Below are 12,025 nucleotides of genomic sequence, written 5' to 3'. Positions count from 1 at the left end.
CATTCACTCAGGGAGACGTCGCCATGCCCGCTTCAGCCAGCGCCACAACCAGTGAAAGCACCACAGAAAGCCTGTCCTTGCTCGATCGCATCATCGCCGAAGGCCGCATGGCCCACGACGACAGCCAGCAGGACTATGCCCGCGACATGCTCGCGGAGTTCGCCACCCAGGTCCTCGACGAAGGCATGGCCATCGACAAGGACACCGTGGCGATGATCAACGACCGCATCAGCCAGATCGATGAGCTGATCAGCGCGCAACTCAATGAAGTCTTGCACCATCCCGAATTACAAAAACTCGAGGCTTCCTGGCGTGGCTTGCACCTGCTGGTGCAAAACACCGAAACCAGTTCCCGGCTGAAACTGCGCCTGCTCAACGTGACGCAGAAGGAGCTGCAAAACGACCTGGAAAAAGCCGTCGAGTTTGACCAGAGCGCGCTGTTCAAGAAAATCTACGAAGAGGAATACGGCACTTTTGGTGGGCACCCGTTCAGCTTGCTGGTGGGTGACTACACCTTTGGCCGGCACCCACAGGACATCGGGCTACTGGAGAAACTGTCGAACGTCGCCGCCGCCGCTCACGCGCCGTTTATTGCCGCCGCCAGTCCACGGTTGTTCGACATGAACAGCTTCACCGAACTAGCCGTGCCGCGTGACCTGTCCAAGGTCTTCGAGAGCCAGGAACTGATCAAGTGGCGCTCCTTCCGCGAAAGCGAAGATTCGCGCTACGTGTCGCTGGTGCTGCCGCATTTCCTGCTGCGCCTGCCTTACGGCCCGGACACCTCGCCGGTTGAAGGCATCAATTACGTTGAGGACGTCAACGGCAGCGACCACGGTAAATACCTGTGGGGCAACGCCGCATGGGCCTTGTCACAGCGCATCACCGAAGCCTTCGCTAAATACGGTTGGTGCGCAGCGATTCGGGGGGCGGAAGGCGGAGGCGCGGTTGAAGGTTTGCCGGCTCACACCTTCCGCACGACTTCCGGCGACCTGTCGCTCAAGTGCCCGACCGAAGTGGCGATCACCGACCGCCGGGAAAAAGAGCTCAACGACCTCGGTTTCATCGCGCTGTGCCACAAGAAAAACAGCGACGTGGCGGTGTTCTTTGGCGGCCAGACCACCAACAAGTCCAAGCTTTACAACACCAACGAGGCCAATGCCAATGCGCGGATTTCGGCGATGTTGCCGTACGTGCTTGCCGCCTCGCGCTTCGCGCACTACCTGAAGGTGATCATGCGCGACAAGGTCGGCAGCTTCATGACCCGCGATAATGTGCAGACCTACCTCAACAACTGGATCGCCGACTACGTGCTGATCAACGACAACGCGCCGCAAGAGATCAAGGCGCAGTACCCGTTGCGTGAAGCCCGAGTGGATGTGACCGAGGTGGCCGGCAAGCCGGGTGCCTATAAGGCCACGGTGTTCCTGCGACCGCACTTCCAGCTCGAAGAGCTGACTGCGTCGATCCGACTGGTCGCCACCCTGCCGCCACCGGCAGCCGCCTGACCGGCCCCTCTCCCGCCGGCCAACCCTGCGGGAGTTCCCTGTTTATCAAGCTTGAAAACCTTCAGGAGTTCATGCGATGGATGCAATTATTCTCGACCTCGGCGGCGACATCAAAGGCGACAGTCTGCTCGAAGGCTACACGGACAAGATCGAAGTCATGTCCTACAGCCACAACGTCGCCATGCAGGTCACAAACGACGTCAGCAACTCGGAGCGGACCTCCGGAAAGCCACACATCGGCGAGTTCACGTTGACTAAATTTGTCGACAGTTCCACACCTAGCCTCAACGAATATTGCTGCGCGGGCAAACCGATCCCGGAAGCCAAGGTCATCGTCGGGCGCAACGCTGCTGAAGGCAGTGGCAAACTGATGCCGTTCATCATCTACACCCTGACCAACGTGGTGCTGTCCAACGTCAGTGTCAGCGGCGGCACCGGGGGCAAACCGGTGGAGACTCTGTCTCTGAATTTCACCAAAATCAAATGGGAACTCACCGCCCAGAAAGACGACGGCACCAAGGAAGGTACGGCCGCCTCGACCTGGGACATGGCTGCCAACAAGCTCGTCAAGTAAGTGGACGCGTCGGCCATGGCAGGCACCGGCATGCACCCACCGTTGTTCGAGCGACTCGCCTCAAGCGAGGTCGACACGGTGCTGGAGTTCGACCTTCAGGGCCTGCTCGACTCGGTCCGCACGGAACTGCTGCGCCTGTTCAACACCCGACGCAGGCCACTGGCGCTCACCTCCCCGCCGAGCATTCTCGACTACGGCATCGCTGACTGGACCGCCCTGCAACAGCAGCGCAGCGATGACCGTCGTCAATTGACGCGGGACGTGCGCGAGGCGATCTACCATTTCGAACCGCGCCTGAAACTGGGTGAGGTTCAGGTCGACCCGGTGCCCGGCCATCCGCAGCAACTGAGCATCAGGCTGATCGGGAAGCTACGCAGCGGCCGGCAGCACTGGCCGGTGGCATTTGTCATCGAGAAGGTCAGCGATGGCCTTGAGGTGCGTCATGAGCGACTCGATTGACCCGCAACTGCTCGACTACTACCAACGGGAACTGACCTGGTTGCGTCACGCCGGGAGTATTTTCGCCGAGCGCTACCCCAAGGTCGCCAGGCGCCTTGAACTGTCACCCGATGAATGCCCGGACCCGCACGTCGAGCGGCTGCTGGAAGGTTTTGCGCTGTTGGCGGCGCGCCTGCAACGCCGTCTCGATGATGACTACGCTGAATTCAGCGATGCGTTGCTCGAACAGCTTTACCCGTTAGCCATGCGCCCTCTACCATCGTGCTCCATCGTGCAGTTCGAACCGGACCTGAGCAAAGGCAACCTGGCCGGCGGCTACCCGCTGCCCCGGGACACACCGTTGTTCGTCACCACGAGCAAAGGCGAAAGCATTCACTTTCGCACCAGCGCCGCGGTTCGGCTGTGGCCCGTGGAAATCAACGAAGCGCTGCTGCTGGGTAGCGACGAAGCCCAGGCCCTGACCGGCGTTGTTCAAGCGCGTTCGGCGCTGCGCCTGAGTTTGCGGTGCCTCGGTGAAAACCAATGGTCGGCGCTGGGCATCGAACAATTGCGCGTGCATTTGACCGCCTCACCGATGATAAACGCCTGCCTGTATGACCTGCTCGGTGCCCATGCCGTGAAGGTACTGGCCGGCCCGGTCGGCAGTGTGCCCAACGTGCTGACGGGGCTGCCCCGGATCGTCGGTTTTGCCAGCGATGAAGTGCTGCTGCCGGACGAAGACGGTGTGCACCCGGGCATGCGTTTGCTCGCCGAGTACTTTGCCTTCCCGGACAAATTCAACTTCTTCGACCTTCCACTGGCAGGCGCCACCAGCGACAGCCAGACGCTTTATCTGTACATCGTCTTCGATCGCGCGCCCAGCAGCCGTTTACACCTTCAGGCCAGCGATATTGCGCTGGGCTGCGCGCCGGTGATCAACCTGTTTCCACGCACCTCGGAGCCTCTGCGCCCGGACGGCACCCGCAGCGAATACCGCCTGGTCGCCGACAGCCACCGGGAAAACAGCGTCGAGATCCATAGCATCCGGGCGATGCGCGCCAGTTCCAGCCAAGGTGTGCAACGAGTGCCGGCCTATTACGGCAGTCAGCACAGTGGCGCCGATAAGCAATGCTACTGGCATGCGCGACGAGTCAGCAGCATGACCCCCAATCGCCTCGGCACCGACCTGCTGGTGAGTCTGGTGGACACGCGACTCGATCCGCTGTCGGAGGCCATTGAATACAGCCTCACCGCCGAACTGCTCTGCACCAATCGACACTTGGCCCAGAGCCTTCCAGCTGGTACACCGCTGGGTTTCGAACGTCCGGGTCCGGTGGCCTGGGCGCGCCTGCGCAATCCACCCAGCCCGCAGAGCTTGCCGCGCCTGGACGGCGAATCGCGCTGGCGGCTGGTGTCGCAACTGACCCTCAATCATCTTTCATTGGTCGAAGGGCCGCAGGCACTGGATGCGCTCAAGGAAATCCTGCAGTTGCACAACCTGCGTGACGAGGCCAGCGCCTGGCGGCAAATCGAGGGCTTATTGAGTTTGGGTTGCGAACGGGTGATTGGCCATGTCGGCGAAGACGCCTGGCGCGGCTGGCGTAATGGGCTGGAGGTTCAACTGCAACTCGATCCACAACATTTTGTGGGCAGCAGCGCAGTGTTGTTTTCAGCGGTGCTGGCGCAGTTCTTTTCACTCTATGCCACGGCCAACCGCTTCGTGCGCACGGTGCTGGTTCAATCAAACAAGGAGGTCAAGACATGGCAACCCCTAGCCGGCATGCCGCTGTCCCTCTGAACCTGAGCCAACGGCTGCGACGTGACCCCCAAGCGTTCGAATTATTGCAGGCGTTATTGCTGCTGGAACGCGAACACCCCCAGGCCGAATCCCTCGGCAGCGGCACCGCCCCTCAAGCGGAAGCACTGCGCCTGCGTGGGCCGTTGACGCCGCTGTTCTCCGCCAGCGAAATCGAAAGCCTGACCCAGGAACCCGACCAGCAACCGATCCTCAGCACGCCGGTGTTCGGCCTCGGCGGCCCTGACGGCCCCCTGCCTTACGCCTATCAGGAATGGTTGCAGCAGCGGGCTCGGGCCAAGGACTTCGCACCGGCCGAATTCCTCGACCTGTTCCAGCATCGCTTACTGAGCCTGCTGTACAAGGTGATGCGCAAACACCGGATCGCCGTGGGTTTCACCGTACCCGCCGCGTCGCCGGTGCAGGCGCAATTGAGGGCGCTGACCGGCCTGCTGCCCAAAGCCTTGCAGGAACGTCAGGCCATTCCTGATTCCGCCGTGCTGGCGTGCAGCGCGCTGTTTGCTGACGGCCGTCGCTCCCTCGCCGGTTTCGCCGCCATTGTGCGCGAACAGTTCGAACTGCCCGTGCAACTGAGTGCTTATGAAGGGGCGTGGCGCGAGATTCCGCCCGCCAGTCGCAGCCGCATGATCCCGGGCGGCCGCAACCTGCAACTGGGCCGGACAGCGGTGGCCGGCACCCGGGTCTGGGATGAACACGCAGGCATCCGGCTGACACTGGGTCCGTTGTCCTCGTCCCAGGCGGCGAGGTTTTTGCCTGACGGCGAATCGCACCCGGCGCTGGCCAGCCTCAGCGCCCTGTATTTCGGCCCGGACCTGGATTGCACGTTGGTGTTGCTGGTGCGCGGTGCCGGCCCGATAAAACTTGGTCGCGACGCACCGCCGCAGCTCGGCTGGAATGGCGGTTTGCAACGACAAACCAACCTTGCCGTGCAACGCATCGAAACCCGTCTTCGACAGCTGGAGATCACCTGAACATGGAACTGGCCAGCCTGATCGGACGCCTCAATCCGGACAACCGCCGCGCCCTGGAACGCGCGGCTCAACGCTGTCTGCAACGAGGTCATCACTACGTTGAAATCGAACATTTGCTGCTGGAGCTGCTGGACATTGAAGGCGGTGACTTCGCTTATTTGCTGCCGCGCTTCGGCCTGGAGCGCGATGCCCTGATGGCGGAAATCAACAAGGCCCTGGAGTTGTTCAAATCCGGCAGCACCCGCACCCCGGCGCTCTCGGCGCAAACCATCGGCCTGCTCGAAGACGCGGTGGTGCACGCCAGTGTGTTGGGGCTGGACAGTATCCGTTCCGGTCTGTTGCTACTGGCCTTGATCGACCGCGACGAGCGCCGCAGTTTGCTCCTCAACAGTGCCTCGTCGCTGTTGAAAATCCCCCGGGAAGCGCTGCGCAGCAACCTGCTGGAATGGACCGAAAGCTCTCGCGAACACGTCGGTGGAACGCGTCCTTCAGCGGCGGGCCATTCCGCGCCAAAACAGGATTCTGTGCTGGACCAATACACCCAGGACCTGACCGCCGACGCCCATGCCGGACGTATCGATCCCATCGTCGGCCGCGACGGCGAGATCCGCCAGTGCATCGACATCCTGCTACGCCGCCGGCAGAACAACCCGATCCTGGTCGGTGCGCCGGGCGTGGGCAAGACCGCTGTAGTCGAAGGGCTGGCCTTGCGCATCGCCGCCGGGGATGTGCCACCGTCTTTGCAGGAAGTCAGCCTGCGCGTACTCGACCTCGGCTTGTTGCAAGCAGGCGCTGGGGTCAAAGGCGAGTTCGAACAGCGCCTCAAAGGCGTGATTGACGCGGTGCGTAGCGCCGACAAGCCAATCATTCTGTTTATCGACGAAGCCCACACCCTGATTGGCGCTGGCGGCGCGGAAGGCGGCAGCGACGCAGCCAATCTGCTCAAGCCGGCATTGGCCCGTGGCGAACTGCGCACCCTGGCCGCAACGACCTGGCTTGAGTACAAAAAATACTTCGAGAAAGACCCGGCCCTCGCCCGGCGTTTTCAGTTGGTACAAGTCGAGGAACCAGACGAAACCACTGCTGTGGAAATGCTCCGTGGCGTCGCCGCCAAACTCGAACAGCACCACGGCGTGCAAGTGCTGGACGCCGCCATCCACGAAGCGGTGAAACTGTCCCATCGCTACATCTCCGGACGCCAGTTGCCGGACAAGGCCATCAGCGTGCTCGACACCGCCTGCGCCCGGGTCGCCCTCGGCCAGCACGACGTGCCACCACCGCTGGAAAGCCTGCGCCATCGGCAAAACAGCCTCAAGGATGAGGTCGAGCGCTTGCGTCGGGAGCAAGCTACCGGACTCGATCACCGTGAACGGATCACCCTGCTGGAAAGCGAATCCGTCGCCAACGTGCAGGCCATTCGCGAATTGGAAACCCGCTGGAACGAAGAGCGGGTCGCCGTGCGTGAACTGCTGGAAACCCGTCGCCAGTTACTCGCCTTGAGCGAACGCGCTGACAGCGACAAACCGGACGAAGCCACCGACAGCCGCATCGATCACCTGGCCGCCGAACTGGTGCGCCTGGAAGCCGGACTCGACGCCATTCGCCAGGATGACCCTCTGGTGCCAGAGCAGGTTGACACCAAAACCGTCGCCGCCGTCATTGCCGGATGGACCGGTATCCCGGTCGGCAAGATGCTAGCCGACGAAGCCCACGCCGTGCGCACCCTCGGCCAACGCATGGGGTTGCGCGTTATGGGACAAAGCGTTGCGTTGGGCACCATCGCCCAGCGTTTACAGGCCTACCGCGCCGGCCTCACCGACCCGCAAAAACCGGTCGGCGTATTCCTGCTGGTCGGCCCCACCGGCGTCGGTAAAACCGAAACCGCTTACGCCCTGGCCGACGCGTTGTACGGTGGCGAACGCAACCTGATCAGCATCAATCTCTCGGAATACCAGGAAGCCCACACCGTCAGCCAACTCAAAGGCGCCCCGCCCGGCTACGTCGGTTACGGCAGCGGTGGCGTGCTCACCGAAGCGGTACGGCGTAAACCTTATTCGGTGGTGCTGCTCGACGAAATTGAAAAGGCCCACCCGGATGTGCTCGAAGCCTTCTACAACGTCTTCGACAAAGGCGTCATGGAGGACGGAACCGGGTTGGTGGTGGACTTCAAAAACACTGTGATGCTCGCCACCAGTAACGTCGGTGCTGAATTGTTGCTCGACACACCGGTCGCGCAACTGGGCACCGACGCCTTCAACGAAGCGTTGCACAAAGTGCTGCTGCAAGCGTTTCGCCCGGCGTTTCTGGCACGCATGACGGTGGTGGCGTATCGGCCGCTGGATGAGGCGACGCTGGAAGGGATTGTGCTGGCGAAGCTGGAGAAATTGCGCGGGCGCTACAAGGCCGCAACCGGGAAACAATTCGAATTTGATGCCGGGATTGTGCAGGCGGTGTTGGCCAAGTGCAGCGCGGCTGGGGCAAGGGATGTTGAGAATGTGTTGATGACGCAGGTGACGGGGAAGTTGGCGGAATGGGTGTTGGAGTGAAGAGGATGCAACCCACTTCGTTTTTAGGGCCATGAGAAAGGGGATGGATTTAATGATCAAGCGCCGTGGATGGCTCACGCAGGCGAAAAAATATCCATCCCCTTATTTTCATGTGGATGACGCAGGTGACGAGAAAGTTGGTGCAGTGAGTAGTGGAATAAAAACATATTTTCCAGGCGCTGATCCGACAACCTCACGAAAACACTGAAACTCAGGAGGAGAATATGCCGCTAACCTACTCACAGCATGCCATTGATCGCATGTATGAAAGAAGCATAACCACGTCTTTTGTGGAGGCGACCGTTGGCAATGGAAATTATGTCTTGCAGGCACACAACACCAGGCTTTACAGCGCCGCATACCAATACCAGAACACCATAGCCGTGCCTGTACTAAACTATTGGGGCCAACAATTATTTGCGCCTAACTACATGCCCCTTTTTAATTATCAAGTTGTTTTAAATAGCTTTACAGTTTCCGTAGTTACCGATGCTGCTGGCACACACGTAGTGACGGTTTGGTGGACTTGAAATAAACAACAGCCATTCAAATCAGATATAACTTGAAGAGCACTGAGGAAACATAATGACAACGCAAATCACCAACAACCCGGACTCCAATTCGGCCTACATGAAGTTCTCTAAAGAAAAGGTAGCCTACACCCTGCCTATCGATGAAGGAGTTCTTGCTGACTACGATAAAGACGGAGGCGTTGTGGGCATAGAAGTTATATTTCTTTCGCAATGGAAAAACCTGAACTGGAGTGAATTCCACGCGAAAGCCATGCAAAAAACCAAAGGTGGCGCCAAAAAGCCGACCCCTAAGATGTCCAAATAAATATCCTGCGGCTTTGTTATTTCATAAGTTCTTTATAGGCTCACGATGCCCAGGTCCACCGACAGCAACACGCCCCTTTCCCTCACCGCCGCCTCGCTGTCGGCACTTTACCCTGAGACATTGTCCGGTGAAGAAGCGCTCAATAAATTGGGCTCGCAAACCCTCAACGGCCTCAACGATGGCGCCTCACTAACGCTATCCACCGCCATCGCCACTCACGTCACGTCGACCCTGCACAACGATACCCTGAGTCGCCCGATGGATGCGCTGGTCGCTGAAATCAGCCAGCTCCCCGCCGATGCCACCGCCGAGCGCTATCAACTGATGCTGCGCCCATGGTTATGGTGGCTAACGTTGGCCAGCAACAACCGCGTCTTCCAGAACCTTGCCACCTCAGACATCGTCACCACGATTTTCAAGGCCCACGGATTCACCGACTTCCTGCTGAAACTCACCGGCAGCTACACCCCGCGAGAATACTGCGTGCAGTACGGCGAAACCGACTTTGCGTTCGTTTCGCGCCTTCTGGAAGAAGACGGAATTTTCTGGTTTTACACCCATGAAGACGGCAAGCACACGCTGGTGCTGGGGGACAGTAACGATGCATTCCCGCCGATCCCCAACGGGCCGAAAGTCAATTATCTCGGTCAGCAAATGGGTGAGCGCGAACTGCACGGCATTCGCTCAGGCCAGGTGTGCATGCAAGCGGTCGCCGGGGTGTATCGGGCGACGGATTACGAATTCACCACGCCGACCACGTCGCTGTACAGCCAGGCTGAAGCAGTCGCCGGGCCACGGTCGATGTACGAGCATCCCGGCAGCTACAACGCCAAGGCTCGGGGCGATTCGTTAACCAAGCAGCGAGTCGATGGATTGCGCAGTCAGGAGAAGCGCTTTGTCGGTGAAAGTGACTGTCGCTGGCTGGTGCCGGGGCATTGGTTCACCCTCGCCGGTCATGATGACGCGACGCTGAATATTGATTGGGTGGTGACAGTGGTCACTCACGAAGCCAGCCACGACGGCTACCAGAATCGCTTCGAAGCGTTCCCCAAAGCCACACCGTTCCGGCCGCAGCGAACCACGCCAAAACCGCGAATGCACACTCAGACCGCCATCGTTGTCGGTAAGGCTGGCGAAGAAATCTGGACCGACGAATACGGCCGCATAAAGTTGCAGTTCCCGTGGGATCGCGACGGCAAGAACGATGAAACCAGTTCCTGTTGGGTCCGGGTGGTATTGCCCTGGAGCGGCAAAGGGTTTGGGATGCAGTTCATCCCGCGCATCGGTCAGGAAGTGATCGTGACCTTTATCGATGGCGATCCGGATCGGCCGCTGGTGACCGGTTGCGTCTACAACGGCGACAACACACTGCCCTATGCGCTACCGGCGAATCAGACCCAGTCCGGGATCAAGACCCAATCGTCCAAGGGCGGCGGCGGTTTCAACGAGTTGCGCTTCGAGGACAAGAAAGACGCCGAAGAGGTGTTCCTGCAGGCACAGAAGGATTTCAAGATCAATGTGCTCAACGACACCACCGCCACCGTCGGCCACGACGAAACCCTGACGGTGCAGAACGCCCGCACGCGCACGGTGAAGGAAGGCGACGAAACCGTGACCCTGGAAAAAGGCAAACGCAGCGTGACGATCCAGACGGGGAGCGACAATCTCGACGTGAAAGACAGTCGCACCGTGACTGTGGGCGCTGACCAGACCCACAGCACCGGTGGCAACTACACGCACAAGGTCACCGGTGATTACAGCCTGACGGTGGACGGCAACCTGACGATCAAGGTGACCGGCACCCTGACCCTGCAAAGCGGCGGCAGTTTCACGATCAAGAGTGGCGCGGATCTGGCGGCCCAGGCCAGTACCTCGATCAGCCAAAAGGCCGGTACGTCCCTGAGCAATCAGGCCGGTACCTCGTTGGAAAACAAGGCCGGCACGACAATGACCAACGATGCCGGGATCAGCCTGACCAACAAGGCCGCCGCTTCGCAGACCGTGGATGGCGGCGGCATGCTGACCATCAAGGGTGGTCTTGTGCAGGTCAACTGACAAGGAGAACCCATGGCCATCACGCCGCTGGACCTGCAGCAGAACGATAAACACCTTAAAGGTCGCTTGTTGGATGGCCAGCTCGACGGTGCGTTGCACATCAAGGATGACGGTCGCGCGCAGGCTGATTTGCACTACAGCCAGGGCGAGCTGCAAGGTACTACCCTGCTCTATCACCCTAACGGCAAGGTCTCGGCGCAGCTGCCGTTTGTTCATGACAAGCTGCAGGGGATCGCCAGTTTCTATGCGCCGCAAGGCTGGCTACAGCGCAAGGCGACTTACTGCCGAGGGCTGCTACACGGCGAGGCGTTCAATTACTTTCCCGATGGGCAACTGTCCGAGGCCGAGTTCTACCGCGACGGCGTGCGCGAGGGCCGGTATCAGCGCTTTCATCCCAACGGTAAACCCGCCGTCGAGGCCCGTTATCTCAACGGTCAATTGCTGGAACCGGAACAGGGCTTCGCCGCCGATGGACGACCGCTGGACGCCGAGGGCAAGCCGATCTCGAGGGTGCGCTGGTGGTTCAGGCGCTGGAGTGATCCTGCGCAAGTCTGAACTTGTTGTGTTGAATGTCATGGCCTGATCGCGAGCAGGCTCGCTCCCACAGGGGTGGTATTTGTGGGCGACGGAGATCCAAATGTGGGAGCAGGCTTGCTCGCGAAGAGGCCGACACATTCAACATCAATGCCACGCGACATACCGCCTTCGCGAGCAAGCCCGCTCCCACAGTTTGATCGTGTGAGTCAGGGAATCAGCATCTGCATTTGTCCAGGCATCACAATCTTTATCACCCCGGCCCAATTACACATCAGGGTGCTGTTGGCATCGATGGCTGGCATGTTGCCGAGCAACACCGTCGGCGCACCACCGGGGATCCACGGGGCGGCGGTGGCCGGGATGCAGGGAATTGGCGTCAACACCCCGAGCGCCGCCGCCGTCGCAGCAGCGACCACCGGGTTGGCCATGCTCATGCACATGCCAAAGGGCATGATGTTCACCAGCGGGATGTGGTCCATTATGTTTGCCGCCGGTAGCCCCCCGGTCAGGGTTCGGTTCACCGGCAACACATTGAGTACGGCGGGCGCCGCGCCGAAACTGCATTGCAGGGTTGCGGTGGCACAGACTTGCGGACAACCCATTTTCAACGCTCCTTCCTGGAAGCACCGTATCCCCTGAACCATAGCCCGCAGGTACTGTTTTCGCCTATCAAGAACGTTGATTATCCAGCAACACGCTAACCTATAAGACCATGCCGCACTTGTGGCGCCCTCGCCTCACCATTA

12 protein-coding genes are annotated in these 12,025 nt (G+C 60.1%); 11 read left to right on the top strand and 1 reads right to left on the bottom strand.

Annotated features, from left to right (window positions below; translation table 11 throughout):
• Positions 1-23 precede the first annotated feature (23 nt).
• From tssC to AC1DWM_RS08880, 11 genes are all read left to right on the top strand, one after another.
• On the top strand, positions 24-1,505 hold the full coding sequence (gene tssC, locus AC1DWM_RS08930) for a type VI secretion system contractile sheath large subunit (protein WP_223518574.1): 1,482 nt from the start codon (positions 24-26) through the stop codon (positions 1,503-1,505).
• A 76-nt stretch (positions 1,506-1,581) separates the two neighbouring features.
• Positions 1,582-2,079, top strand: a complete 498-nt coding sequence (locus AC1DWM_RS08925) for an Hcp family type VI secretion system effector (RefSeq protein ID WP_223518575.1) — start codon at positions 1,582-1,584, stop codon at positions 2,077-2,079.
• A gap of 15 nt (positions 2,080-2,094) precedes the next feature.
• Positions 2,095-2,538 carry a type VI secretion system baseplate subunit TssE gene (gene tssE, locus AC1DWM_RS08920; protein WP_223518576.1) on the top strand — a complete coding sequence of 148 codons (444 nt, stop codon included), beginning with the start codon at positions 2,095-2,097 and terminating at the stop codon, positions 2,536-2,538.
• Positions 2,522-4,315, top strand: a complete 1,794-nt coding sequence (gene tssF, locus AC1DWM_RS08915) for a type VI secretion system baseplate subunit TssF (protein WP_223518578.1) — start codon at positions 2,522-2,524, stop codon at positions 4,313-4,315. The genes tssE and tssF overlap by 17 nt, the downstream gene beginning before the upstream one ends.
• On the top strand, positions 4,279-5,304 hold the full coding sequence (gene tssG, locus AC1DWM_RS08910; protein WP_477795048.1) for a type VI secretion system baseplate subunit TssG: 1,026 nt from the start codon (positions 4,279-4,281) through the stop codon (positions 5,302-5,304). The genes tssF and tssG overlap by 37 nt, the downstream gene beginning before the upstream one ends.
• A 2-nt stretch (positions 5,305-5,306) precedes the next feature.
• Positions 5,307-7,850 (top strand): type VI secretion system ATPase TssH, encoded by a 2,544-nt coding sequence (gene tssH, locus AC1DWM_RS08905; protein ID WP_223518582.1) that lies wholly within the window; start codon positions 5,307-5,309, stop codon positions 7,848-7,850.
• 43 nt (positions 7,851-7,893) lie between these two features.
• Positions 7,894-8,058 (top strand): hypothetical protein, encoded by a 165-nt coding sequence (locus AC1DWM_RS08900; RefSeq protein WP_223518583.1) that lies wholly within the window; start codon positions 7,894-7,896, stop codon positions 8,056-8,058.
• 16 nt (positions 8,059-8,074) lie between these two features.
• Entirely contained in the window at positions 8,075-8,380 is a 306-nt protein-coding gene (locus AC1DWM_RS08895) for a DUF4258 domain-containing protein (protein ID WP_223518585.1), read from the top strand.
• A 55-nt stretch (positions 8,381-8,435) separates the two neighbouring features.
• Positions 8,436-8,687 (top strand): DUF2283 domain-containing protein, encoded by a 252-nt coding sequence (locus AC1DWM_RS08890; RefSeq protein WP_223518586.1) that lies wholly within the window; start codon positions 8,436-8,438, stop codon positions 8,685-8,687.
• Between the two features lie 45 nt (positions 8,688-8,732).
• A complete protein-coding gene (gene tssI / locus AC1DWM_RS08885; RefSeq protein ID WP_477795047.1) occupies positions 8,733-10,742 on the top strand; it encodes a type VI secretion system tip protein TssI/VgrG in 2,010 nt (669 codons plus the stop codon).
• A 12-nt stretch (positions 10,743-10,754) separates the two neighbouring features.
• Complete coding sequence (locus AC1DWM_RS08880) at positions 10,755-11,297, top strand: toxin-antitoxin system YwqK family antitoxin (RefSeq protein WP_477795046.1); 543 nt, start codon at positions 10,755-10,757, stop codon at positions 11,295-11,297.
• Positions 11,298-11,485: 188 nt separating this feature from the next.
• Here AC1DWM_RS08880 and AC1DWM_RS08875 read toward each other — a convergent pair whose 3' ends face one another.
• On the bottom strand, positions 11,486-11,881 hold the full coding sequence (locus tag AC1DWM_RS08875) for a DUF4280 domain-containing protein (protein WP_477795045.1): 396 nt from the start codon (positions 11,879-11,881) through the stop codon (positions 11,486-11,488).
• Between the last annotated feature and the right edge of the window lie 144 nt (positions 11,882-12,025).

It is taken from the genome of Pseudomonas sp. P4_C8, from assembly GCF_056401975.1.
The sequence above is the reverse complement of the archived record's forward strand: the minus strand, read 5'-3'. Positions and strand labels throughout refer to the sequence as shown.